The organism is Planococcus sp. VCh962 (assembly GCF_057748275.1).
The window spans coordinates 214,659-240,146 of the sequence record NZ_JBYLHS010000004.1; the positions used below are offsets into that span (position 1 = coordinate 214,659).

Consider the following 25,488-nt stretch of genomic DNA (forward strand, 5'->3'; position numbering starts at 1 on the left):
GTAATGAATTTTTGCGCTGAATGCACAAGAACATGTCAATTAAAAGCGGAAAATCAATAAAAAGGGGTTTGACCCGCTTTACGGATTCTTTCTATAATAAGGCATTGAGTGTAAAAAAACGAACGTGGAGGCATCGGACATCATGGCTAAAGTAATTAAAGGCACCGGCTTTTCAAGCGTCAGCCGACAGGAAATCGAAATATTGGAAGACCATCTTTTCTGCATAAACGAAGACGGCTTTATTGCCCAGCGCATTTCTCCAAAAGATGAGGAATATGAAGAGGTGCTGCAGCAAGCACGAATTAAAGAGACGCTGGTGGAGCTCAAAGAAGGGCAATACTTGCTGCCGGGCTTTATCGATCTCCATATCCATGCACCGCAATGGGCGCAGAGCGGAACGGCACTCGACTTGCCGCTGTATGAATGGCTCAATGCCCATACCTTCCCATTGGAAGCGAAATTTTCGGACACAACTTTCGCGCACAAAACCTATAGTCATTTGGTGGATACCTTGCTTGCAAGCGGCACGACAACCGCTCTTTACTTCGCGACGATCCACGAAGAAGCGAGCTATATCCTGGCGCAGATCTGCGCAGAGAAAGGGCAGCGCGGACTAATCGGGAAAGTGGTGATGGATGACTCCGAGCAAAACCCGGACTATTACCGCGATGCCAGTGCCGAAGAGGCGCTGGCAAGCACGGAGCGTTTCATTCAACGGGTGAAGGAATTGAACGCCGGGACCAAGCAAGGCGTCTATCCGGTAGTGACGCCGCGTTTTGTGCCGAGCTGCACGGACAGCGTGCTGGAAGGCCTCGGGAAAATCGCCGCCGAACATGATGTGCACATCACTTCACATTGCAGCGAAAGCGACTGGGCCCACGGCCATGTAAAAGAACGCTTCGGCATAAACGATGCCCAAGTCCTGAAAGGTTTCGGCTTGTTGACCGGCAAAGCGGTCATGGCGCATTCCAATTTCCTGAGCGATGAAGATGCCAAAACTTATCAGCAACAAGGAACAGCGATTGCCCATTGTCCGGTGTCCAATGCTTATTTTGCCAATAGCGTCATCCCGATCAAGCATTTCTCGGACATGGGCGTGGAAGTCGGGCTTGGCACCGATCTGTCCGGCGGCTTTGATCCGAGCATCTATTCAGCGATCCGGCAAGCGGTCATGTCTTCCCGCATGCTGGAAGACGGTGTCGACCCGCAAAAAGATGCGGCATCCCGTGGCCGCTCCCATTCCCGCATTACCGTCAAAGAAGCGTTTTATTTCGCGACAGCGGGGGGCGGCGAAAGCGTCAGCCTTCCCATCGGCCGGCTGGCGGAAAATTACGCCTTTGATGCGCAAATCGTCGACACAACGATAGCAGATGCCTCAATGCCGATTTTCGAAGAGATGGATTCACTGAATGACATTTTCGAAAAGCTGCTGTATTTGACGCAGCGCCGGAACATTGTGTCGGTCTTCGTCCACGGACAACAAATAAAGTAATTAAACTACAAAAGAACCCTTCCAGGCATTTAACGCGTGGAAGGGTTCTTCTATAATTGTCTATTCTTTCTCCGTCAAGAACGTAATCACCGCAAACAACAGGAACGCGAACAGCAATAAAGAACCGCCGGCGATGAATAAAATCGTCACCAAAGTATCGTTCCAGTTGAACGGATTCAAGTTGTAAATCCACATGCCGGCCGTCAAGCCGAAAGTGCCAAGCATGGCGAGCACACTGTGGATCGCCACCAGTTTTTTATACTTGATGGTATAAACCCGGTAAAAGATGCCCCAGGCAAAAACCGACAGCCAGCCGACGACCAGTACATGGGCGTGGACCGGGCGCAGGGAATAGTCCATTTCCCCGGCCATTTGAGAGCCGAGGAACGTGCCGATAAAGCCAAAAATGGCCGAGAATTGAATCAAACGCAAACTCCAAACTTTTTCCATTAAATAAATCCTCCAATTTCTTATCGTATTGCTTCCGGCACCGGGAAGGTGATGGTGAATTCGCTTCCTGTGCCGACTTGGCTATCGACCCGGATTTCTCCTTGGTGCAGCGAGACGATCTGCTGGACGATGGACAGGCCAAGTCCGGTGCCGTCTGTTTTGCGGGCGGCATCGACCCGGTAAAAGCGGTCGAATAATTGCGGGATGGTACCTTCCGCGATGCCGATGCCGCTGTCTTTGAATGTCACTGTTACCGCAGTACCGGCAACACTCAAACCGATTTCAATGCTGCCGCCAGGTTTATTATACTTGATGGCGTTGGTCAGCAGGTTATCCCAGACATTTTCGAGCAGCTCGGGGTCGCCGCGGAAAATGACCGGCGACAGCTTATAGGAAATGTCGATGTCTTCTTCTTCCAGCCGCCAGCGGTATTTCCGGACGACGCTTTTCAAGCTTTCATCGAGCCGGAACTCAGCCGTTTTCATCGGGTACGCGCCTTGATCGAGCGACGTCAGCAGCAGCAATTGCCGCGTTAGACTCGACAGCCGCTTCGCTTCCTGGTCGATGATCGACGTATAGGCGAGGCGATCGCTGTCCGGCAAATCCGGCGATTTCAACAGGTCGGCGTAGCCCTGGATGTTCATCAGCGGCGACTGGAAATCATGCGACACGTTGCTGATGAACGATTTCCGCGCCAAGTCGTTGTGCTGCAGCTGGATCTGCATCAAGTTGAAGCTTTCCGACAGCTGGCCGATTTCATCATTGCGCCGGATTTCGAGCGGATAGCTGTAGTTTTCACGGGCGATAAATTTTGTCGCTTCGGTCAGCTGGACAATCGGGCGCGTCAGCTGGCGGGCCATCCATACCATGCCGAGAATGCTGACAACACCGATCGCCCCGACAAAGCCGATCAATACCGAATGGATATCCGTCGCGAGCAGCTCGGTATCCGGCCGGATGAACAGCCCATAACGCTCATCGTCATAAGTGAACGGCACACCGACCGTATTATGGAGCTTGTTGGTGAAATGGGCGATCATGAAAATCTGGTTCGACAAATCATCGAGGCCGGTATACTGTTCGCCGTCACTTATGGCACGCCGCGCTTCTTCAGGCAGCGTGGTGTCTTCAAATGCTTCGCCGTAAAAACGTTTCCTGCCATCGCTGTCGACCACCGCAATCTGGTAGCCAAGATTGGCGACCGCTTCCAGGTAATGGTCGAAGTTATTGTCGGAATGGGGGACCATATTCAGCGTCGCAGTGATTTCCTCAGCGATGCCGATATTTTGTTTAATGGTTTCTTCTTTCGTGACGGTCAAATAAAACACATTGGCCAGCGTAAAGCCGATTAAAATGGAAAGCGCTAAAATGAACAGCGTGGCAACGATAAACTGCCGGTACAAAGTTTTCATTTAGGCGCCTCAAGTTTATAACCGATGCCGCGCAGCGTATGGATTTCAACGTTCGCGCCGGAGCGTTTCAAGCGGTCGCGGATGCGGTTGATATGGGTATTCAGCGTCATTTCACTGTTTTCACTGTCTTCGCCCCAGACGTGTTCCATCAATAAGAGGCGGGGAGTCGCCATATTCGCCCGCGACACCAACAGCGACAGCAGTTCGAACTCCTTCAGCGGCAAGATCAAGGTTTCATTGTTGATCGCCACTTCGAAATTCCGGCGGTTGATCGTCAGGTTGCCGGCGTGCAGGAGTTCCTGGAGCGAGCGCTCGGAACGCCGCAGCACCACCGCCACGCGGTACAGCAATTCCTTCGGCTCGAACGGCTTGACCATATAATCTTCCGTCCCCGACAAAAAGCCTTTTTCCTTGTCTTCCAGCTGGCCTTTCGCCGTCAGCAGAATGACCGGAACGTCGAGGTCCTGCGTCAGGATGCGGGTCAGTTCAAAGCCGTTCATGCCGGGCATCATGACATCGACAATCGCCAGGTCAACGGTTTCTTCTTCAAGCAGCATCAGCGCCTGTTCCGCATCACTGGCCTTGAACACCGTATAGCCTTCCCGTCCAAGATGGATGGCCACCAGCTGCTGGATATAAAGATCGTCGTCCACGACAAGTATTTTCATGTGAATTCCTCCCCATCACTCGGAAAGCCCGGCACTTCGAAATCCAGGCTTTTAACTCCTTTCATTATGCAGCGTTTCCGCATCTTTTTCAAAAAACAAAATCAGCGCCGGCAGCAGCATGCCGCGCACCAGGAACGTATCAATCAAAATTCCGATTGACACCATAAAGCCGAAGATGAACAAATCGGCAATCGGCATGGTGGTGAGTGCCGCAAACGTCGCTGCCAGGATGATGCCGGCAGAAGAAATCACGCCGCCGGTATGGCTGATGGCAATTTCAAGCGCGTCTTTCACTTTATGCGCACGCCGCTCTTCCATAAAGCGCGAAATCAGGATGATGTTGTAGTCGATGCCAAGCGCCACCAGGAACACGAACGCATAGACCGGCACCCGCGTACTGATCGCTTCAAAGCCGAACAGCACATCAATGAGGAAAATCCCGAGGCCAAGCGCCGAAAGGTAAGAGAATAAAATCGTCGCCATCATGTAAATCGGCATTTTCCATGAACGCGTCAATGCGAACAGCAGCACGAGAATCAATAAAGTTTCCAGTATCACAATCTTGTAGATGTCCTGATTGTTGACGTCGCGTTCATCGACGAGTTTCGGCGTGATGCCGCCGAAATGCGTTTCGCCGTCGATCGCTGCTTGTTCAAGCAAGGTCCCGCTGTCATCCCGCAATTGCTTCACGAAATCCAGGGCTTCTGTGGAATACGGATTGATCGACAAAGCCAAGTTGAATTCCAATGCCTGGCCGTCATCGCTGCGGTTGGACAAAAGGGCAGAAGCGATTTCATCGTAAGACGCAAGCTGCTCGGAAAGATCAACCGCCGCCTGTTCGGCAATCGGCTCATCGCTGACGACCAATAGGGAAGAAGGGGCGATGTCGCCTTTCTCGAATTTCTCTTCGACGATTTCATAGCCGACTCTAGAAGGCATATCGTCCGGGAAAGATTTCACCGTATCAAATTCAAAGTCGAGGTTCAGCACGTTCAGCGCCGAAACGAGCATCAAGATGGCGACGAGTCCGCCGGACAGCAGCGGCTTGTTGACGACAAATTTTGCCACCGGTCCCCAGATGCCGTGTTTCACATTTTTCGCGTCGCCGTATTTCGGCACTTTCGGCCAGAACGCTTTGCGACCGAATAAAGTGAACAGTGCCGGAATCAGCGTGATCGACGCAATCATGATGACGAACACCGCCATGCCGAACGTCGGGGCGAAGTTTGCGTAGTCGCGGAAATCCGCAAAGAACAAAACGAGCATCGCTGCAAGCACGGTGCCGCCGGCAAAGAAAACCGGTTCGCCGGTCGCACGCATGGCGTATTTCATCGCTTCGTATTTGCTCTCAAAATGGTTCAGTTCCTCGCGGTAGCGGGAGAACACGAACAGCGAGTAATCGATGACCGCCGCGAACAATAAAATACTCATGATCGAAGTCGTCTGGCTCGTCAGCTCCAAGCCGCCGGCGCCCATAAAGGCGAGTGCCTGGTTGACCACTTGGTAGACGATGCCGGTCGCAAGCAGCGGGATGATTGCTAATAGCGGTGAGCGGTAAATGACGATCAGCAGCACCAGGATAATCAATACGGTGGCAATCAATAGCACAAAGTCCGCTTGCTCGAACAGCTTCACGGTGTCACCGGCAATTCCGGCAGGTCCCGTGATGTAGAACTGCATGCTGTCAAAATCGGCGGCGATGCCGCGTCCGATCTCTGAAGCTTCGTCGTTGATCTCGGCGAAGTCAGCGCTGCCAAGGCCGGCTTCCAAAGTCATCGGCACGATCATCGTGGATTTGTCTTCGGAGTAAAAGCCTTCGAGGGCAGGCGGCGGCAATTGGCTGATGTCGACGATCGAGTCGACGCCTTCAATATCGGCTGCCGCAATGCCGGCCATGATTTCCTGGACTTCTGCCAAGTTCACTTCGCCTTCGTTGTTATGGAAGACGAGGATGCCTGGCGTCCCTTGGTCGTCCGGAAAATACTCTTTCAGTTTCTGGTCCGCAATGATTGACTGGGCGTCATCGGGCAGCGACTGGAAGTTTGTCACTTTGTAGTCGTTCAGTGTCGGCCCAAATGTAAGACCGATCGCCACGACGATCCAGGCGATGATGGTGATCCACATGCCGCGTTTTGTGGAGACCCAGTCGGTGATCGGGTTCAGTAGTTTGTTCATGTATGCCACTCCTCATTCGAATTTAAGTATCGTAACCACATCATCATAGCGGACGAATATAAATTGAATATCAATTTTTCATGTCGGGGAGTTGAACAGTTTTCAGGATTTGACGTAGCCGAAGAATTCGCTTCAGGTGGACGCTTTCCGCGGGTGCGGCTTCAGCCGCTTCCTTTGCTCCTGCGATTACTCGTCGCAAATTGAAAAAACATTCGCTTCGCTCAGTCCAGGGTCTTCAGCTCGCACTGATTCCGCAGGAGTCGCCACCTTCCGCTTTTTCTTCTGATATTACTCTCAAATGATGTGAATTCCATATGCCAGCATCATTAAAATTTATTATATATCAGAATATTCAGAGGTGTTATAATGCAAAGTAAGCAGAATATGTTGTGTGAAGAAAAGCACGTTCAAATGAAGGGAGAGAGTTGGATGGAGCTTGGGAAAGTGTTGTTTGTGGTGCTGGACGAGTATGCGGATTGGGAAGCGGCGTCTTTGGCTGCGGCGCTGAACGAAACGCCGGAGCAGGGCGAGCAGAAGTATGAAGTGAAGACGGTGTCGCTCAGCAAGGAGCCGGTGAGTTCGATTGGCGGTTTCCGGACGGTGGCGGATTATAGGGTGGATGAAGTGGGCGATGATTTCGCGGGATTGGTGCTGATCGGTGGCAACTCGTGGCGGAAAGAAGAAAGCAAGGCGGTCCAGAAGCTGGTGCAAAAAGCGCTGGATGGCAATAAAGTTCTGGGTGCGATTTGCGATGCCACTGTTTTTCTTGGGATGAACGGAGTCTTGAATGATGTTCTTCATACGAGCAACCATTTGCCTGAACTGCAAGACGCAGCTGGAGAGAATTATACGAATTCAGCGTGTTATTTGGAGCAGCAGGCAGTGCGCGATGGCAATATCATCACCGCCAATGGTTCAGCATATCTGGAGTTTGGTAAAGAAGTGATGACGGCACTGGAGTCGGCGCCGCAGCCGGAGATTGACGAGTGGTATGAGTTTTTCAAGAGCGGCTATTATGAGTTTATTAAAAATAGATAATGGCAGGGACAACCTGACAAGGAGAGGGCTTGAACAAAGCCGTCTCTTTTTTTATTTCCTTTACCATTTGGGATGGATCCTTCTAATTGTTTGACAATTACATTTAATTAAAATAGAATATGAACATATACTAATATACACATATATCAGTTCGGAAATAAAAAATAGGAAACGAGGCGGAACCGATGGAACCATACCAAGAAAATTTAGCATTAAAAACCAGCAGTGATTTGGACGAGGAAACTTTATTTGTCGTATCGCAGACATTCAAGGCATTGGGCGATCCGACGAGAATCCGGATCCTCAATTTGCTGTTTCAAGGGGAGCATTCGGTCAATGATATTGCGGAGACGCTTCAGCTGAAGCAGTCCACGGTATCGCATCAGCTCCGGTTCCTGAAAAACCTGCGCTTAGTGAAATTTCGGAGGGAAGGCACGACTTTGTTTTATTCCCATGACGATGATCATGTGATGAGTGTGCTGAAACTGGCCATCGAACACGCCTGCCACAATTGATCCGGCAGGTGATTGAAGACAGTTAGGAGGTTTTTCAAGTGGGGCACGATCATGGGCATGACCACACGCATGGGGCCAATAAAAAAGTGTTGATCATCAGTTTTGCCATCATCACGACATATATGGTGATTGAAGCGATCGGGGGATGGTTGACAAACAGCTTGGCGCTGCTGGCGGATGCCGGGCATATGCTGAGTGATTCCATTTCGATGGGCGTCGCGATACTGGCGTTCACGTTAGGCGAAAGAGTGGCCGACTACAGCAAGACATACGGCTACAAACGGTTTGAAATACTGGCGGCGGTTTTTAACGGCGTGACGCTTGTGGGGATTTCCGTTTACATTTTCTACGAAGCCTACCACCGGTTTGCCAACCCGCCTGAAGTGGCGTCGACCGGCATGCTGATCATCGCGGCGATCGGGTTACTCGTCAATGTCCTGGTTGCGTGGCTTTTGATGCGTGGAGGCGATACGAAGGAAAACTTGAATGTGCGGGCAGCGTTTCTCCATGTACTCGGCGATTTGCTGGGGTCGGTCGGAGCGGTTGTGGCGGCTTTGCTCATCATGTTCCTTGGCTGGGGCTGGGCAGATCCCTTGGCAAGCGTCATTGTCGCTGTGCTGATTCTAGTCAGCGGCTGGCGGGTCACGAAAGACGCTGTGCATATCTTGATGGAAGGCACGCCGAAAAACATGGATCTGGACGACATCATCGATACGATGGAAAACGTGGAAGGCATTGAAAGCATCCACGATTTGCATGTCTGGTGCATCACGAGCGGCCAGAACGCGCTTTCCTGCCATGCGGTAGTTGATGGAGACTTATCCGTCCAAGCGAGCCAACAAATCCTGCGGACGATTGAGCATGAGCTGGAGCATAAAGGGATCGGCCACGTCACCATCCAGATGGAAAATAACGAACACCCGCATGAAAATGAATTGCTGTGTCAGAATGATCGAGAGACTTCATCTCATGGACATAAGCATTAGAATCGCTTTTTAAGCACAATATCCGTAAAGATACGATAAATAGATTTCGATAATTGTTAGAGAAATAACTAAAAATATACTTCTCTAAAAGTGAATTTGCCTAGTATAAATAATAGAACCAACTATGCCTCTTAACAATGAGAACTACAATTAATGAAGAGTAAATAAAATTAAGTTTGATGCCGCAGTCTAAGGATTGCGGTTTTTGTTTGGAATTTTTATATAGGAATAAAGTATTTTTTAAAATCTGCTGAGTATAAAGATAATTTATATCAAATGAAAATTATAATAAAATGGAAAAATTTCCTGTTATGGTTACAATTACTATGTCATAATTAAAAAACAGACTATATAAAATATTAAAAATATTAGGAGGTTATACTATGGAAAAATTTACTGAGCAAATCAAAGCATTGTCTAAACGTGTTTCTGGTATGAGAGAAGCGATTTTGACAGAAGAGGCAACTAAAACATCTATTGTAATGCCGTTCTTTCAAATTTTAGGTTACGATATTTTTAATCCTGAGGAATTTACACCTGAATTCACAGCAGATGTTGGTATCAAAAAGGGAGAAAAAGTAGATTATGCAATCATGAGCGAAGGGCAGCCGGTTATTTTAATTGAAGCTAAAGGAGTAAATGATGTCTTATTAAAACATGATTCTCAGTTATTCAGATATTTTGGAACAACCCCTGCAAAATTTGCTATCTTAACGAATGGAATAATTTATCGTTTTTTCACTGATCTCGAACAAGTAAATAAAATGGATTCCGATCCCTTCTTTGAATTTAATTTATTGGATATCAAAGAAACTCAACTTCAAGAGTTGTTTAAGTTTAAGAAAGATAGCTTCGATTTAGAAAGTATTTTCAGTACGGCTTCTGACTTGAAATATTTGAATAGAACAAAAGAATACTTAAATCATGTTTGGAGCAATCCTTCTGAAGAGTTTATTTCTTTTATCACAGGAAACATTTATGAAGGCAAAAAAACTAGAACTACTTTGGAAAAATTTGAACCTATTATTAAAAAGTCGCTTAAACAATTTATTAATGAAATGGTCAGTGAAAAAATTAATGCGGCTCTTAAATCAACCAATTCCGAAGAAGCTCAAATTTTTGAAGCAACCGTTGAAGAGAAAGTTGAACTCGTTGCAGATCCAGAGGAATTGATTGTTACTACTGAAGAAGAAATTGAAGGATATTCTATTGTAAAAATACTGCTGCAAGATGTAGTAGAATTCAAACGTGTTCATTATCGTGATAATCTTCGCTATTTCAACATTTTACTTGATGACAATATACGAAAATGGATTGTTCGCTTATGGTTGAATGGCGGCCAAAAATACATACAATTTAATGATGAAGACAAGAGCAAGGTCAGTATTGAGAGTATAACGGATATATTAAATTACAGAGACAGAATCAATGCGGTAGCCAGTAAGTTTTAAGTTACGGTCGTTTAAACTAATGGATAATTGATTGTTGTGGAAATGATTTTTAGGTTCAAGACAGTGAAACCATTATATAAAAACGCTTAGACAAAAGCTGTCCAAGCGTTTTTTCCGTCCCGGGATGTTCATAAAGCGCCGCTGCACCAAATTTAAACCGGAAATTTATGCTTGCGATGAGCTAATAATTCCGCGAAATGGGTATACCGAAATTAATCACTAAGAACATTTCCCGAAGGGGTGTCGCCATGTTCATCACAAGCCTGCTTGTCATTATCGGATTCATGACCGTGCATATTTTCACGGATGCCATTAAGCATTTGGAGAAGCGACTGACCAACCGCCTGGTGTCGCTCGTTTCCGGCGGTTCCATCGCTTATGTTTTTTTGCATCTTGTTCCAGAACTGACGCATTATCAGGAAGTTGCTCATGAAGCGCGTTTACTTCCTTGGCTTGAAAATGTGGACTATGTGACTTATGTAGCGGCCTTGCTTGGCATCGCCGTGTTTTATGGCATCAATCAACTGAGCGAAAAATCCGAGCGGGAAAACAGGCGAAAAGGAAATTTGACACGGCCATCCAAACGGGTTTTTGTCCTTGAAATTAGCGCCTTTGCGTTGTATAACGGCTTGATCGGCTATCTGCTCCAAGAGCTGAGCGGCGACAGCATTGGGGCGTATCTCGTTTACTTTATCGTTTTTTCTTTCCATTTCATCGCCAATAACCGGGTCCTCCATTTGACGCATGAAGACCTTTTTACACGGGCGGGCCGGTGGATTTTGGCGGTTTCGGTGCTGGTCGGATGGATTTTATACGAAGTGACGCATGCAAGCCCCTTGACCTTGGCGTTTCTGTCGTCTTTCCTGACAGGCGGAGTGGTCTTGAACATCCTGAACGATGAACTGCCGGAAGAAAGGGAAAGCAGTTTTCCGGCGTTCCTCTTTGGCATCTTCTTTATCGCCGTTTTGCTTCAGATTATTATTCCATGAAAAGCTGCACAAGGATTCGGAAGACGACATCTGGTTCTGCCATCAACCCTACAAAACCGCAGTCCAAGGCTGCGGTTTTACCTGCGGAGTTCAGCAGCATCAACGCAGAGCCTGCTCCGCCCGGTGCTCATCTTCCTTTTTTACATAGAAATCGTATTGCGTGTTGCTGATTTCTGAAGTAGTCCTGGCGAAGGGCATGGCCCCTTCTTGACCACCGCCAAAGACACTGTAATTCGACTTCCGCACAACGTCATAGGAAATGCCATGCTCGCTTAATTGATTGGCCGCCTTGAAATACGGCTCATTGCCGAAAGCGGAGTGAACCAGGTATTTCTTTTCCATAAATAAGAACCGGAATAATCCCATCCCAACCGCACCCCTTCCTGAAACTCCTACCGCTTCCGCAGTTCTTCCACGATGTCCTTCAAAAGAGCATTCCGTTCTTTTGCCAAACTGAATGCTTTTACGATCAAATAAATGACCACTGCAAATAACACGAAATAAAACACCATCATGAACATCGGCCACAGCATCAGATTGCTCATATCGATCACCATCCTTATCTTTACTACGAAACAAACTTCCAAATGTTTCAAAAAAGAAGAGTGGAAGAAATGAAGATTAGACGGATTGATTCTGCCTGATCTTTTAAGCAATCCCATTGAATGAAAAGCTGTATATTTTATTCTGAAAGCTGTGTTAGATTATGGGTAACTAATGAGAAAATCTAGATTCAAACAACTGAACCTGTTAGGAAATGTAGCTGCAAAAAATCTCTGAATTAACAAGCTGATGTAAAGTCCGGTTTTAAGGAGGGGGAACATGGATGATAAACGATGGCCAAAAGCTGGTATAGCGGCGGGGTATCGCCATAGCGTCGGATTGAAAACGGACGGCACTGTAGTTGCGGCAGGCGACAATAAACATGGTCAATGTGATGTGAGCGGCTGGTTCGATATGACAGCAGTAGCCGCGGGCAGCGCCCATATAGGGAGTTCCCATACGGTAGGACTGAAAACGGACGGCACAGTTGCAGCTATCGGTTGGAACAAGTACGGCCAATGTGAAGTGAACGACTGGTGCGATATAGCGGCGATTGCAGCGGGATGGCGCCGTACCGTTGGAATCAAAATGAATGGTACAGCAGTCGCTGTGGGCCGGAACAATGAAGGCCAGTGCAATGTAGATGACTGGCGTGACATCGTGGCGGTATCGGCAGGGGACTGGCATACCGTTGGGCTGAAGTCGGGCGGAACGGTAACAAGTGCGGGAAACAATCGATATGGCCAAGGCGATGTGAGCAACTGGCGCGATATCGTGGAAGTCGCCGCAGGGTACCTTCATACCGCCGGTTTAAAATCGGATGGTACGGTGGTGGCTATGGGGCTGAATAAGGATAATCAATGTGAAGTAAACGGCTGGCGTAATATCGTGGCGATAGCAGCGGGCAGCAATCATACTGTCGGGGTGAAAGCGGATGGCACGGTAGTGGCAATAGGCCGGAACAATGAAGGGCAATGCGAGGTGAAGAATTGGCGAAACATCGTGGCGGTATCGGCAGGCAGCGCGCATACGCTCGGCCTTAAATCGGACGGCTCGGTAGTCGCCGCAGGCCGGAATACGGAAGGTCAATGCAATGTTAGCGATTGGAGCGGCATCCAGGCAGCCGGCAATTAATTATTAAAGGACCGATTAACCTAATTAATCAGAACAGCTGAAGCAGCGGAGACAGTTTATATAGAAGGAAAAAGATTGGGCAGATGGATTCTGTCTGATTTTTTTATCAACGATTCGTAATCTTGAAGGAGGAATACTGATCTTACATATAGAATTTGTGGCTATATCTTTTATTTTGAAAGCTAAAATTCATTGAAGAAATTGGTTAATAACTTCATCAGTTCAACAATAAGGAAAGAAAGGTGGGACGAATGAAGACAGTCGAAAAGATCCTTTATCTCAGTGTTGTTTTGTTGTTGCTTGCGGGTTGTGTTAGTAACACGAATGAAGAAGCTGCAACAGACACTTCAGAAGAAAGCTCTGTAAATGAATCAGCAGAAAAAGACACAAACAAAACCGATGGAAATACATCAAAAGGTGAGGGAGAGGAAGCGGATATGAATAAAGAAAACGAAGTCTCTTCAGAAGAAACGGTTAAGACTGATCAGGATAGCACCACTTCAGAGGCAAGTAATCAGCAAGACGAAGATGTCTTATCCAAGTATTCCAGCGAGCAGATCGAATACGCCAGAGTGTGGCTGCAGCTTGGGCCAAATCAGAACATCGACGGCTTGTATGTGGAAAAAATACCCGCTGATACGCCGCTCAATCCGGACGATGAAACAAGCGGCGTCTATCCGGAAGACGTCATTCAGCTGGCCGGCTCCCGCTTAGTGGACGGTTCCGTAACGTACAGCGGAAACGGAGATGGCACTATCAATGTGTACAATGTGCCGCTGCGCTGGGACGGCGAGTATCCGGCGGGGGAAGAGTTTTACACGGAGATTATCGATAATACGGAGTTGGTCGCTGTTGATGTGGGAGAGGATGAGGAAGTTATTAGATTGATCAAATTGCTGAAGGATGAATGATAAGCAGCCGCAGCACTATAAATAGACACCATTCAAAAAATCCCATTCAGGCAGAAATTTCTGCTTGAATGGGATTTAGTTGTTTCATTAAATTAGGTTAATCCATGGCCTCTATATGTATAGAGTTCTTAATCCTATTATGGATTCGTCGACCACAGTCCAGCTGATTTCAACAGAACGCGTGGGTGAAGCTTCAATTGAGCAACCATCATTTCAGCCAAATCTTCCGGCTGCATGACTTTGTCCGGATTGCCGTCTGTCAGGTTTTCCGAGAATGCTAGGTCAGTGGCAACCGTACTTGGTGTTAGGGCACTGACACGGATATTGTGCTTTCTGACTTCCAGCATCAACGATTCTGTAAGTCCCAGGACACCGAATTTCGAAGCACTGTAGGCGCTTGTCACCGGTGCACCTTTTTGTCCTGCCGTTGACGAAATATTGATGATATCACCAGATTCGCGTTCGATCATCTGCGGCAAAACAGCACGGGTTACATAATAAACACCCATCAGGTTCGTATCAATGATGCCTTTCCATTGGTCAGTTGACAGCTCAAGGAACTTGCCGAATTTGCCGATGCCGGCATTGTTGATCAGAATATCAATCGATCCCAGCTCTTCCGTTATATGTTCGACTGCTGCGTTGACGGCTTCCATGTCAGCGACATCAGCCACAGCAAATACTGTTTTCACTCCGTACTGTTCCAGTTCTGCTGCCACGTTCTCCAGATTGGCTGCAGTACGTCCGACAAGACCCACATTGATGCCTTCCGCTGCAAAAGCGATGGCGGTCGCCCGGCCGATGCCTTTCCCAGCTCCAGTAATCAATGCATTTTTTCCTGCTAAGTTTTGCATATGAACAGCTCCTCTATAATCAATAGTTCCATCCAACAGTGTAGCAAAGTGCAGAGGAAAAAACTTAGCAAAGAGCTCAAGGAAAGAGTTTTTCCTTATGAAGAAATCATGTCCTGAGGCGCTATTCGAAGATTCCTCCCGGAGTAGACGGAGCAGCGATTTAGAAAGTCACTGCTTTTACTCTCATATGAACCATCACTTCATATATTGCCAAATAAAATACGGTTTTTAGGAGGCCAAACATGGATGACATTTCACCGAAACATACGATAGCAGCCGGTTATCGCCATACCGTCGCCCTCAAAAGAGACGGCACGGTAATAGCTGCAGGTGATAATAAATATGGCCAATGCGATGTGGACGGCTGGCACGACATGGTCACAGTAGCGGCGGGCAGCCCCATATCGGAAGCAGCCACTCCGTTGGGCGAAAAAGAGATGGTACAGTGGCAGCTGTGGGTTGGAATAAATATGGTCAATGCGAAGTAAGCAGTTGGCGCGGCATCGAGCCGCTGCGCTGGGACGGCGAGTATCCGGTGGGAGAAGAATTTTATACGGAGATTATTGATAATACGGAATTGATATCTATTGATGTAGGAGATGATGAGGAAGTTATTCGGTTGATCAAACTGCTGGAAGAGCATCCGTGATAGCATAAGGAGTTTCTAGACTGAAGAAAATAAGTGAATGTCGCATCTACTAAATTGGAGGTTATTCATGAAAAAGTTTTTTCAATACAATTGGATGGTAAGGGAAGAGTGGTATCGGTGGTGCGAAGAAATCAGCGAAGACGAGCTGCTGAAGAAACGGACTTGCTATTTTTATGAAGAAAATATATTACCGTTTTAGAAATAACTCTCTCAAAACGAGGGTTTTAAGAGATTCAAGAAGAAGATGAAAATCTTCTTCTTTTTTATGCATTTTTGTATCAAAACTTATATCAAAAGGTGTATTTAAAAACTTCGCGGTCACGTCTTCTAATGTCTCCTCCATTATGCAGCTCACAAAGTTGGTCGGCCTATAATCTGTGATTAACAGAACATCCCTTCTTAAAAAACTTAAATCCCTTATGACGAATTAATGAGGAAAGTGAAAATTTACTGTTAATTTTACTTATCAATTTACACCCCACTGTTAACAAGTATTAACAACGCACTGTAAGCATTCCCTTGTTAAACAGCCGAAAATAGTTGGCATGGTTCTTGCTATGTATAAGAGTGAGTAGAGAATAAATGGAGGGGTTAAGATGATTCAATTAAAAGATAGTGATGAAGAAATCTTGTTATTAAAAAAGTCAGTTGAAGCTTTTGCTAAAAAAGAAATTGAACCATACTACCAGCAGTGGGAACAGGACGGCGCTTTTCCAAAAGAATTATGGAAGAAACTAGGGGAAGCAGGCTTTCTTTGTGTAGATGTTCCAGAGAAATATGGTGGATTAGGTGGTCCGCTATCCTATTCAGCAACAATCATTGATGAGTTAAGTAAACTTGGCTATAGCTCAATAGTCGGAAATTTATCCGTCCATTCTATTATTATTCCACATTACATTCTAAATTCAGGCACCGAAGAACAGAAGAATTATTATTTACCTAAAATGGCAACAGGGGAATTAGTAAGTGCTATTGCAATGACTGAACCCGGTGCTGGTAGTGATTTGCAAGGTATTCAGACTTCAGCAGTTAAAAAGGAAAATACAGACGAATATATCATTAATGGTGCAAAAACGTTCGTCTCAAATGGTCAGAGTTTTGATTTTGTGATTGTCGTTGCCAAGACAAATCCGGAAGTGAAAGCTTCTAGGGGAACAAGCCTATTTATAGTGGATGCAAAAGAGCAGGGTGTAATCAGAGGGAAGAAATTAAAGAAAATAGGTCTGTACGCTAAAGATACATCTGAATTATTCCTTGAAAATGTAAACGTTTCATCGAGTCAAATATTAGGTGAACTAGATGCTGGTTTTGTAGTTTTAATGAAAGAACTACCCAGGGAGCGGATGGCACTGGCAATTATAGCATGTGGGGCTATGGAGGGTGCACTTGAAATTACAATAAAATATCTCGGGGAAAGAGAAGCTTTTGGAAAACCTCTAAATCAACTTCAAGTGATTCGTCATAAAGTAGCTGAAATGGTAACAGAAGCAAAGATAAATCGTGCATTTGTCGATCAATGTCTCCGATTATTGAAATCCAACGAGCTTTCTACTGCAGATGCAAGTATTGCAAAGCTTTCAAGTTCGGAAGCACAGGGAAGAGTTGTGGATGGCTGCTTACAGCTCTTTGGTGGATATGGCTACATGAAGGAATATCCAATCTCAAGGGCATATACGGATGCAAGAGCGCAGCGAATTTATGGTGGCACGTCAGAAATTATGAAAGAAATAATCAGTAAGAATATATTTAGCTAGTTGATTGCGGGAGGGGATAATATGGGTGTTTTAAATGGATTGAAAGTATTGGATTTTACGACGCTGCTGCCGGGGCCGTTTGGAACAATGATGTTAGCGGATATGGGGGCGGATGTTGTTAAGGTGGACTCGCCGAATCGGGAAGATTTATCAAAGTATATTCCGCCGATGATAGGTGAAGTTTCGGCAGTGTATGCACAGCTCAACCGCTCGAAAAAATCCGTCGCACTTGATTTGAAACAAGATGAAGCAAAGGAAATTATCTTTAAACTCATTGAAGAGTACGACATTATTATTGAACAGTTCCGGCCAGGTGTCATGGACCGGTTAGGAATTGGCTATGAAACCTTGAAAGAAATAAATCCGAGCATTATTTATTGTTCACTTACAGGCTATGGACAAACAGGGCCACTTCGAAATAAAGCTGGGCATGATATTAATTACTTAGCCTTATCAGGAGCTACGAGTTATTCATCGAGGAAAAATCAGTCGCCCGTTCCGGCGGGGATTCCAGTAGCTGATATTGGTGGCGGATCGATGCCCGTCGTGATTGGTATTTTAGCAGCAGTTTATCACCGTACCCAAACAGGAGAAGGCCAACATATTGATGTAAGCATGATGGACAATATCTATGCTTACAATGCTTTATATGGCTCAGGATATTTGGCAGGCGGTGAGGATCCAGAGGCAGAATCATTATTACTTAATGGTGGTACTTTTTACGATTATTACGAGACAAAAGACGGTCGATACATTTCTGTTGGTGGTGTGGAGCCAAAATTTCAAAAAGAGCTGTGTACTTTACTTGGTGAGCCAGCGCTCTTCTCGCTCAGTAGCAGTACAAAAACAGAGGATCAAATGCAATTTAAGGAAAAGTTAAAGGATACGTTTAAAGAAAAAACATTTGACGCATGGCTTGCATTACTCGGGGATGATTTTGATGGTTGCGTGGAACCCGTTTTGAAGTTCTCTGAAACTGTCGATCACCCACAAATAAAAGCACGCGAGATGATTGTTCCTGTAGCAAAATTGGATGGTGGCACACAGGATCAAATTGCTTTTCCTATTAAGTTTTCGAATCAGTCTGCTTCTTATCGTTTTGCTGGTGTGCAAACTGGAACGCATACGAATCAAGTCTTAAAGAACGCAGGATGGAATGATGAAAAAATCGTAGAACTGACCAAAAAAGGACTCTTTGGTTAATAAAATTTTAAAAGGAGATGGGAAACATGGATTTACGAGAAAAGGTAGCGGTAGTTACAGGTGGAGCATCAGGATTAGGACTTGCAACTGTGGAAATGTTAGTAGAAAAAGGAGCAAAGGTTGTCATTTTTGATTTAAATGATGAAAGAGCTCAAAGTGTTGTCGAGAAATTAGGTGAGAGTGTCCGTTATCAAAAAGTGAACGTGACGGACGAGGAATCTGTGCAAAAGGGAATTGATTTAGCTGTCGAATCCTTTGGCACGATTCATATTTGTGTAAATTGTGCCGGTGTAGGGACGCCAGGTAAAACAATCGGCAGGAAAGGTATATTGCCATTAGAAAACTACAAGCAAATAGTCGATATCAATCTAGTTGGTACATTTAATGTCTTGCGCTTAGCTGCAAATGTAATGAAAGATAATGAGCCAGTTACAGATTCCGGCGAAAGGGGAGTCATTATTAACACAGCCTCTGTTGCAGCATTTGATGGTCAGATGGGGCAAGCAGGTTATGGCGCTAGTAAGGCTGGCGTTGTAGGAATGACGCTGCCAATGTCACGAGATTTATCAGAGTTTGGAATCCGAGTAAATACGATTGCACCAGGTTTATTTATGACACCATTGGCTGCTTCTTTACCGGAAAAAGTAATAGAGAAATTATCTGAAAGTGTTGAATTTCCAAAGCGTTTAGGGAAACCGAGTGAATTTGCAGATTTTGCAACGTTTATGATGGAACATGAATATTTAAATGGGGAAGTCATCCGTCTTGATGGTGGCATACGGATGTCCCCAAGATAAAGCAGGCCTATTTTTTACAAAAGGTTTGACAATATGTTTTTAAAAAATGGGAGGTAATGAAATGAAAAGCAATGCAAACATTATTGGTGTGAGTATGGTCAAGTTTGAAAAGCCGGGGAGAAACGAGCCGTATGAAATTATGGCTTCGAAAGCAATCACCAACGCATTAAAAGATGCAGGCATCAGTCTTTCGGATGTCGATCAGGCTTATGCGAGTTATGTATATGGAGATAGTACATGTGGTCAAACCGCATTATATCGAGTCGGAATGACTGGAGTTCCAATTATTAACGTGAATAATAACTGTTCTTCAGGTTCAACAGCGCTTTATTTAGCGCGTCAAGCAGTAGAATCTGGTGCTGCTGAATGTGTGCTGGCATTTGGATTTGAAGAAATGAAACCAGGGGCATTAGGTGAGCATTGGTCTGATCGAACGTCACCTTTTCAATGGGTTTACGATGACTTCGAGAAATTAAATCCTGAATTGCCAGATGCTCCAGTTGCTTTAAAGGTATTTGGTGCAGCAAGATTAGAGTACCTAAAAAAATACGGAGCAAATCCAGATATATTTGGAAAAGTTGCAGTAAAATCGAGACAGCATGCAGTCAACAATCCCTACTCTTTGTTTACAAATAAAATAACATTGGATGAAGTCATGCAATCGCCAGATGTGTATTCAGGATTGAGAAGATTAATGGCATGCCCACCAACCTGTGGTGCAGCGGCGGTAATAGTTTGTAGCCACGATTTTGCAAAAAAACATAATATACAAAATGCTGTGAAAATAACTGCACAATCGATGACAACGGACCAGCCCAGCACGAAGGAAAGCTCCATGAATCTAGTTGGCCGAAATATGGCAGAAAGAGCAGCGAAAGAAGTCTACGAAAAAGCGGGCATTGGCCCAGAAGATGTTGACGTAGTGGAATTGCACGACTGCTTTACACCGAATGAAGTTATTAGTTACGAGTCTTTAGGGTTATGCGCGGAAGGTGAAGCAGAGAAGTTCATCAATGATCGGGATAATACTTATGGTGGGAAATTTGTCGTCAATCCTTCCGGAGGACTGATGTCTAAAGGACACCCACTCGGGGCAACAGGACTTGCGCAATGTACGGAACTCGTTTGGCATCTCCGTGGAGAAGCGGGTGCTCGCCAGGTTGAAGGCGCAAAGGTTGCCCTGCAGCATAACTTAGGACTTGGTGGCGCTTGTGTGGTAACGATGTATCAAACAGTATAACGGGACGGGGGCCTTTGTTCATTTAAGAAGAGGCCCCAAAAAATAATAATCAGGGGAGGGAAAAACATGAATATCGTGGAAGCTCTAGAAATTAATGCTGAAAAGCAGCCGTTACGTGAAGCTTTATTGTACGAGGACCGACACTATAATTATTTCCAATTTAATGAAAGCGTTAATAGGTTAGCGAATGGATTACTGGCAAAGGGGGTTAAGAAAGGTGACCATGCAGCAATGCTGATGAAAAACTCCGATTACTTTGTTATCACCTATTTTGCGCTTGCAAAAATCGGTGCAGTTATTGTACCAATTAACTTTAAGTTGTTAGCAAATGAGCTTTCGTACATTATTGACAATTCAGATTCAAAACATGTAATTATAGAAACAGAATTTGAAGAAGAAATCTTGAAAGCTGTCGGTCAGAATAAAGCCGTTAAAAACTTAATTTCTGTACCTGAAACGGCGAATAAAGCATTCACATCTTATCAAGACATACTTTCTACAAACACGCAAAATCCTGGCACGAAGATTTTAGGGGCAGATCATTGTCATATGCTGTATACCTCAGGTACAACTGGTAACCCGAAGGGAGCACTATTTAATCATGAAGCCGTAAAATCTGTTGTCATACAATTCATCGCGTCTCTAGGATTTCACCCAAAGGAGAGATGGCTGCATTTCGCTCCATTTTTCCATGCTGCACAGCTGGCTGTATGTTTACTCCCTCAACTCTACATCGGAGGATTTGGCGTTATTTATCGGGAGTTTAACCCGAAATTAATACTAAAGGATATTTCTAAGTATAAAATTACGGCAGTATTGGGTGTCCCTACAATGTATAGAGCATTTCTTCAACTGCCTAAAGAAGATGATTTTGATTTTACATCCATTGAAAAGATGATTTACGGTGCAGCACCTATGTCAGAAAACGATGTAAGAAAGGCTATTGACTTTTTTGGCACCAATAAATTTTATAGTTTATGTGGCCAAACAGAAACGGGTCCAGGAGCAATAATGCTTTATCCGGAAGATCATGAAGAACACGCTGGCAAGTCAGGTAAAGATACCACGATGTTTACAGTAATCGATATTGTTAATTCAGAAGGGAAGTCAGCTGAAGTAGCGGAAGTCGGGGAAATTATTATGAAGGCACCTTCTCAAATGAAGGAATATTATAAGAATCCAGAAGCAACAGCTAATACAATTATAGATGGGTATGTGCACTCAGGGGATTTGGCTGTAAGAGACGGGGATGGCTATATTCAATTAGTCGATCGCAGTAAGGATATGATTATTAGTGGCGGGGAAAATATTTATTCAATTGAAGTTGAAAATACATTATCTGCACATCCTGAAGTACTCGAAGTAGCGATTATCGGAACGCCAGATGCTAAATGGGGCGAGGTAGTGACTGCAATTGTTGCGACAGATGATGATTCCATTCTAACAGAAGAAGCATTGATCGCATTTGCCAAAGAAAACATAGCAAGCTATAAAGCGCCGAAAAAAGTAATATTTGTAGATAGTCTGCCGAGAAACACATCTGGGAAACTACTAAAATACCAGCTTAGAAAGACCTATGATCCATCAATTCGCTAATTCATCTAAAAGGAAGTGTAAACGTGCCCAACGTCAAAACAGCTTTTGATAATGGTGTCTTAGAAATTGTTCTTAATCGTCCGGAACGATTGAATGCAATAAATGCAGATTTGCTTTCAGAACTAGCGGAAGCAGTTAATGAAGCTAAAAGAAACCCATCCGTTCGAGCAGTATTACTATATGGTGAAGGAAAGGGATTTTGTGCAGGTGGAGATTTACATGACTTTGGTATTGATATTTCAAATTCAATGGAAGTAAAAGAATTCGTGCAACATGGACAAGAAGCGATATTGGGTCTTTATAATATGGAAAAACCAGTAATTGCCGCGGTACACGGCCCGGCAGTTGGGGCGGGTTGTAATCTAGCTTTTGCTTGCGACATGATTATTGCAGAAGAAATATCCTCCTTCTCTGAAGCTTTCGCTAAAGTAGGTGCATTGCCTGACCTTGGTGGCTTGTATTTTCTATCTCAAAAAATAGGGATGCATAAAGCAGCCGAATTAATCTTTACCGGAAAAACAATTAATGCAAACACTGCATTAGATTATGGCTTAATTAATGAAGTTGTAGCAACAGGACAATCTCTTAAAAGAGGGAAAGAACTTGCCAATTTACTAGCAAGCGGGCCAACAAAAGCATTAGGATTAGCAAAACGCATCATGCATCAAGCGCCATACACATCATTGGAAAGTATTCTAGAAACGGAAGCGCTCGGACAAGCTGCTATCTTCCAAACAGCTGATTTCAAAGAAGGAAAACAGGCATTCATTGAAAAAAGAAAACCTGCATTTCGTGGATATTAAATTCTAATTTTCTGAAAAATAAACTGAATATTCACCCTTAAATACGGGAGGCTAAAAAATGCTGAATGCAAACTTGGGAACAAGATCACTAATTGGGGACGGATTAAAAAGGACCAGTTATCGGTATCCAAACAAAACAGCATTGGCTTACTACAGTGCAGACGGAGAACAAACAATGTATACCTATGAAGCATTAAATAAACAGGTAAATCAAGTGGCTCATTCACTGTTGAAAGCTGGGGTTCAAAAAGGAGATCGGATAGCTGTAATTAGTAAAAACAGTCCGGAAATTGTTATTTTATCCTATGCTCTTATAAAAATTGGAGCTTGGTATACGCCATTGAACTTTATGTTGAAAGTGGAAGAAATTAGCCAACTTATCCATGCTTCCGGTGCGCGAATGTTTTTTGTGGACAAAGCTCATATTGAACAAGTGCGTTCCATTGAGGGTCAACTAACTGGAATTGAAAAATTTTATAGCCTCCGTTCAACGGAAGTCCCTAATGGCTGGGAGGATTTTAGGGATTTGCAAAAGGGAAGTGAAGATGAATTAGAAATAGAAATGTTTGATACGGATGTTTTAGCACTTTTTTATACGAGTGGGACGGAGTCTGCTCCAAAAGGTGTGTTGGTAAACCATCGGAATTTTTTCCATGCGAACTATACTTATATGGCATCAGGTGCATTTCAGCCAGGGGATAATATACTGTTATCTTTACCGTTGATCCATTTAGCGGGATTTGTCTTTTTGCTGAACAGTACGATGATTGGTATGACAATCGTCATGACGGAAACGCCTATTCCTAAAAAAATGGCAGAGTTAATAGAAAAACATAAAATTATTTTCACCGCTTTGCCACCGACTCTATATTTAGGAATATTAGGGATTTCTAATCAATACGATTTAACTTCTCTTCGCAAATTAATTACTTGGTCAAGCACGATTCCTAGAAGTATGGTGGATGGGTGGAATGAAATAGCGCCTGATGCAAAATTTTTTACGATACAAGGTTCCAGTGAATCAACAGGAACCCCTTTAACTGGCGGTTGGTTTAAAACATGGGATGAAGTTCCAAATGGAGATGGAAGATACGTAGGAAGTGTGATGCATGCGGGCAGTGAAATTAAATTAATCGATGAAGATGGAAATGAAGTTCCGAATGGGGTGCCAGGTGAACAAGTTGCAAGAGGTCCAGTTGTGGTAAGCGGTTATTATGATAATGAAGCTGCGAATAATAAGGCATTTAGAGATGGATGGTACCATACGGGTGATGTCCTGATCCGTGATCAGGATGGCAATTACTATTTTGCTGATCGTAAAAAAGACATCGTCAAATCAGGTGGAGAAAATGTCTCCAGTCAAGAGGTAGAGAATGTTTTAAGTCAGCATCCTAGTATTTATCAATGTGCAGTCTTCGGTGTACCTGACTCAAGATGGGGTGAAGCCGTAATCGCTGCAGTTGTATTAAAAGATGATGCGACGCTTACTGAAGAAGAAATCATAAAGTATTGCAAGACGACACTGTCAGCTTTTAAAACGCCGAAGCAAATTGTGTTCCGTGATGACTTGCCTTTAACTTCTGCCGGAAAATTACTGAAGCGCTCATTAAAGGATGAATACAAAGAATTATTGAAAAGGAGTTAAACATATTCCGTCAGTGGAAAGGAAGAATTTTTCCACTGAAGTGACAATATTACTCCCTGCTAATCAAAATAGCGGAATCCAATTTAAGAAATCTGAAATTTCTGAATATCTAGTTGAATAATAATAATAAAAAAGGGGATATGCAAAATGAACTATGAAGAAATTATCTATGAAAAAAAGCAGCAATCGGCTTGGATTTATTTTAATCGACCAAATGAACTGAACTCTTTAACAAAAAAACTAATAACAGAGTTACTTGAAGTGCTTGGAGAGATAGAACAAAATGATGAAATTCGGTTAGTTGTATTATCTGGAAAAGGTAAAGCATTCTGTGCTGGTGCTGACTTAAAAGAACTCATGGGAGATTTAGAAAAAGGTCCGAATGGACAGAAAAACTTAATAGACTGCGCGGATGAATTATTTACTAAATTAAATCATTTCCCCAAACCGCTTATCGCAGCACTGAACGGTATCACAGTTGCTGGGGGCTTAGAAATTGCGATGACTGCAGATATCGTTGTAGCTACTGATAAGGTGAAAATAGGGGACGGTCATGCCAACTTTGGTGTTCTTCCTGGAGGCGGCGGTGCTGTCAGATTGCCTAGAGAAATAGGTATTAATCGCGCCAAATATCTATTACTTACTGGAGACATGCTGCCTGCTGAGGTATGGAAACATTATGGATTTGTACATGATGTCGTTCCTGCTGAAGAACTTGAAGAAGCTGTACAGAAAATAACAGATAAAATAACAGCAAAAAGTCCGCTTGTCTTAAAAGAAATTAAGCGACTAGTGGCCGATGGATTAGATCAATCACTGGACACTGCGCTAAGGCAAGAACTGTTGGCCCTAAAAAATCATACACAATCACATGATTTCCAGGAAGGTCTAGGTGCTTTTTCGGGTAAGAGAGAGCCTGCATTTAAAGGGTATTAATAAAAAGTTTCAATCTGTTAGTGGAGAAAGAGGGCTGGGTTACTTGTAACCCAGCCCTCTTAGCTTGTAGACAAAAGAATTTAATTTCAATCAAGTGAATAAATATAAAAAGGTTCTTCCATCGTTTCCTCCGCTTCAACCGGACGCTTTCCGCGGGCTCACGCCGAACTCATAGCTGTCAACTTAAGAAAAAAGTGTAACCCCTCTCGAAAGATGGTATGGATGACTATCCATGAACGAGAGGGGT

General features: G+C 44.5%; 23 protein-coding genes and 3 pseudogenes. 19 read left to right on the forward strand and 7 right to left on the reverse strand.

The genetic code is table 11. From position 1 onward, the window contains the following. The first annotated feature begins 142 nt into the window (after positions 1 to 142). On the forward strand, positions 143 to 1,492 hold the full coding sequence (gene guaD / locus AC3AQ9_RS13610) for a guanine deaminase (protein WP_488308041.1): 1,350 nt from the start codon (positions 143 to 145) through the stop codon (positions 1,490 to 1,492). A gap of 60 nt (positions 1,493 to 1,552) precedes the next feature. On the opposite strand, the gene AC3AQ9_RS13615 is transcribed toward guaD, so the two are convergent. Genes AC3AQ9_RS13615 through AC3AQ9_RS13630 form a run of 4 tightly spaced genes read right to left on the reverse strand, consistent with a single transcriptional unit; the run spans position 1,553 to position 6,197 of the window. Further along, complete coding sequence (locus AC3AQ9_RS13615) at positions 1,553 to 1,942, reverse strand: hypothetical protein (RefSeq protein WP_488308042.1); 390 nt, start codon at positions 1,940 to 1,942, stop codon at positions 1,553 to 1,555. A 20-nt stretch (positions 1,943 to 1,962) separates the two neighbouring features. Further along, complete coding sequence (locus AC3AQ9_RS13620; RefSeq protein WP_488308043.1) at positions 1,963 to 3,354, reverse strand: sensor histidine kinase; 1,392 nt, start codon at positions 3,352 to 3,354, stop codon at positions 1,963 to 1,965. Further along, on the reverse strand, positions 3,351 to 4,022 hold the full coding sequence (locus tag AC3AQ9_RS13625) for a response regulator transcription factor (protein WP_488308044.1): 672 nt from the start codon (positions 4,020 to 4,022) through the stop codon (positions 3,351 to 3,353). Before AC3AQ9_RS13625 ends, AC3AQ9_RS13620 begins: the two co-directional genes overlap by 4 nt. A gap of 51 nt (positions 4,023 to 4,073) precedes the next feature. Beyond that, positions 4,074 to 6,197 (reverse strand): MMPL family transporter, encoded by a 2,124-nt coding sequence (locus tag AC3AQ9_RS13630; protein WP_488308045.1) that lies wholly within the window; start codon positions 6,195 to 6,197, stop codon positions 4,074 to 4,076. Positions 6,198 to 6,626: 429 nt separating this feature from the next. Between AC3AQ9_RS13630 and AC3AQ9_RS13635 the strand changes: the two genes are divergently transcribed. The 5 genes from AC3AQ9_RS13635 (at position 6,627) to AC3AQ9_RS13655 (ending at position 11,176) form a co-directional block, all read left to right on the forward strand. Continuing rightward, positions 6,627 to 7,235 (forward strand): type 1 glutamine amidotransferase family protein, encoded by a 609-nt coding sequence (locus AC3AQ9_RS13635; RefSeq protein ID WP_488308046.1) that lies wholly within the window; start codon positions 6,627 to 6,629, stop codon positions 7,233 to 7,235. Positions 7,236 to 7,420: 185 nt separating this feature from the next. Continuing rightward, complete coding sequence (locus AC3AQ9_RS13640; RefSeq protein WP_488308047.1) at positions 7,421 to 7,750, forward strand: ArsR/SmtB family transcription factor; 330 nt, start codon at positions 7,421 to 7,423, stop codon at positions 7,748 to 7,750. 38 nt (positions 7,751 to 7,788) lie between these two features. After that, positions 7,789 to 8,736, forward strand: coding sequence for a cation diffusion facilitator family transporter (locus AC3AQ9_RS13645; RefSeq protein WP_488308048.1), 948 nt, complete (start codon positions 7,789 to 7,791; stop codon positions 8,734 to 8,736). Between the two features lie 383 nt (positions 8,737 to 9,119). Next, positions 9,120 to 10,187, forward strand: coding sequence for a type I restriction endonuclease (locus AC3AQ9_RS13650; protein ID WP_488308049.1), 1,068 nt, complete (start codon positions 9,120 to 9,122; stop codon positions 10,185 to 10,187). A 248-nt stretch (positions 10,188 to 10,435) separates the two neighbouring features. Beyond that, on the forward strand, positions 10,436 to 11,176 hold the full coding sequence (locus AC3AQ9_RS13655; RefSeq protein WP_488308050.1) for a hypothetical protein: 741 nt from the start codon (positions 10,436 to 10,438) through the stop codon (positions 11,174 to 11,176). A gap of 99 nt (positions 11,177 to 11,275) precedes the next feature. Here the strand turns inward: AC3AQ9_RS13655 and AC3AQ9_RS13660 are convergent, their stop codons facing one another. Both AC3AQ9_RS13660 and AC3AQ9_RS13665 read right to left on the reverse strand, forming a co-directional pair. Further along, positions 11,276 to 11,542 (reverse strand): hypothetical protein, encoded by a 267-nt coding sequence (locus AC3AQ9_RS13660; RefSeq protein WP_488308051.1) that lies wholly within the window; start codon positions 11,540 to 11,542, stop codon positions 11,276 to 11,278. Positions 11,543 to 11,568: 26 nt separating this feature from the next. Next, positions 11,569 to 11,721 carry a hypothetical protein gene (locus AC3AQ9_RS13665; RefSeq protein WP_488308052.1) on the reverse strand — a complete coding sequence of 51 codons (153 nt, stop codon included), beginning with the start codon at positions 11,719 to 11,721 and terminating at the stop codon, positions 11,569 to 11,571. Between the two features lie 277 nt (positions 11,722 to 11,998). Between AC3AQ9_RS13665 and AC3AQ9_RS13670 the strand changes: the two genes are divergently transcribed. Together AC3AQ9_RS13670 and AC3AQ9_RS13675 are read left to right on the forward strand one after the other, a co-directional pair. Continuing rightward, the gene (locus tag AC3AQ9_RS13670) at positions 11,999 to 12,853 is read left to right on the forward strand and encodes an RCC1 domain-containing protein (RefSeq protein WP_488308053.1); all 855 of its coding nucleotides are present in this window, start codon (positions 11,999 to 12,001) and stop codon (positions 12,851 to 12,853) included. 251 nt (positions 12,854 to 13,104) lie between these two features. After that, positions 13,105 to 13,764 (forward strand): YdeJ family lipoprotein, encoded by a 660-nt coding sequence (locus AC3AQ9_RS13675; RefSeq protein WP_488308054.1) that lies wholly within the window; start codon positions 13,105 to 13,107, stop codon positions 13,762 to 13,764. Between the two features lie 137 nt (positions 13,765 to 13,901). On the opposite strand, the gene AC3AQ9_RS13680 is transcribed toward AC3AQ9_RS13675, so the two are convergent. Continuing rightward, positions 13,902 to 14,618, reverse strand: coding sequence for a 3-ketoacyl-ACP reductase (locus AC3AQ9_RS13680; protein WP_488308055.1), 717 nt, complete (start codon positions 14,616 to 14,618; stop codon positions 13,902 to 13,904). A 242-nt stretch (positions 14,619 to 14,860) separates the two neighbouring features. Between AC3AQ9_RS13680 and AC3AQ9_RS13685 the strand changes: the two are divergent. The 11 genes and pseudogenes from AC3AQ9_RS13685 to AC3AQ9_RS13735 all read left to right on the forward strand — a co-directional run. Next, positions 14,861 to 15,123, forward strand: a pseudogene (locus AC3AQ9_RS13685) (chromosome condensation regulator); the annotation flags it as partial. Between the two features lie 15 nt (positions 15,124 to 15,138). Beyond that, positions 15,139 to 15,267 (forward strand): annotated as a pseudogene (locus AC3AQ9_RS13690) (hypothetical protein); the annotation flags it as partial. A gap of 67 nt (positions 15,268 to 15,334) precedes the next feature. Next, a pseudogene (locus AC3AQ9_RS13695) lies at positions 15,335 to 15,427 on the forward strand (DinB family protein); the annotation flags it as partial. A gap of 436 nt (positions 15,428 to 15,863) precedes the next feature. Further along, positions 15,864 to 17,021: an acyl-CoA dehydrogenase family protein gene (locus AC3AQ9_RS13700; RefSeq protein WP_488308056.1), complete on the forward strand. Its 1,158-nt coding sequence runs from the start codon at positions 15,864 to 15,866 to the stop codon at positions 17,019 to 17,021. Between the two features lie 21 nt (positions 17,022 to 17,042). Then, positions 17,043 to 18,224, forward strand: coding sequence for a CaiB/BaiF CoA transferase family protein (locus AC3AQ9_RS13705; RefSeq protein ID WP_488308057.1), 1,182 nt, complete (start codon positions 17,043 to 17,045; stop codon positions 18,222 to 18,224). Between the two features lie 26 nt (positions 18,225 to 18,250). Next, positions 18,251 to 19,021, forward strand: coding sequence for a 3-hydroxyacyl-CoA dehydrogenase (locus AC3AQ9_RS13710; RefSeq protein WP_488308058.1), 771 nt, complete (start codon positions 18,251 to 18,253; stop codon positions 19,019 to 19,021). Between the two features lie 61 nt (positions 19,022 to 19,082). Next, positions 19,083 to 20,261 carry a lipid-transfer protein gene (locus AC3AQ9_RS13715; RefSeq protein WP_488308059.1) on the forward strand — a complete coding sequence of 393 codons (1,179 nt, stop codon included), beginning with the start codon at positions 19,083 to 19,085 and terminating at the stop codon, positions 20,259 to 20,261. Between the two features lie 66 nt (positions 20,262 to 20,327). Continuing rightward, positions 20,328 to 21,857: a long-chain-fatty-acid--CoA ligase gene (locus AC3AQ9_RS13720; RefSeq protein WP_488308060.1), complete on the forward strand. Its 1,530-nt coding sequence runs from the start codon at positions 20,328 to 20,330 to the stop codon at positions 21,855 to 21,857. A 23-nt stretch (positions 21,858 to 21,880) separates the two neighbouring features. Continuing rightward, positions 21,881 to 22,660, forward strand: a complete 780-nt coding sequence (locus AC3AQ9_RS13725) for an enoyl-CoA hydratase/isomerase family protein (protein ID WP_488308061.1) — start codon at positions 21,881 to 21,883, stop codon at positions 22,658 to 22,660. Between the two features lie 58 nt (positions 22,661 to 22,718). Beyond that, a complete protein-coding gene (locus AC3AQ9_RS13730) occupies positions 22,719 to 24,305 on the forward strand; it encodes an AMP-binding protein (protein WP_488308062.1) in 1,587 nt (528 codons plus the stop codon). 147 nt (positions 24,306 to 24,452) lie between these two features. Then, the gene (locus AC3AQ9_RS13735) at positions 24,453 to 25,241 is read left to right on the forward strand and encodes an enoyl-CoA hydratase/isomerase family protein (protein ID WP_488308063.1); all 789 of its coding nucleotides are present in this window, start codon (positions 24,453 to 24,455) and stop codon (positions 25,239 to 25,241) included. The last annotated feature ends 247 nt before the right edge of the window (positions 25,242 to 25,488 follow it).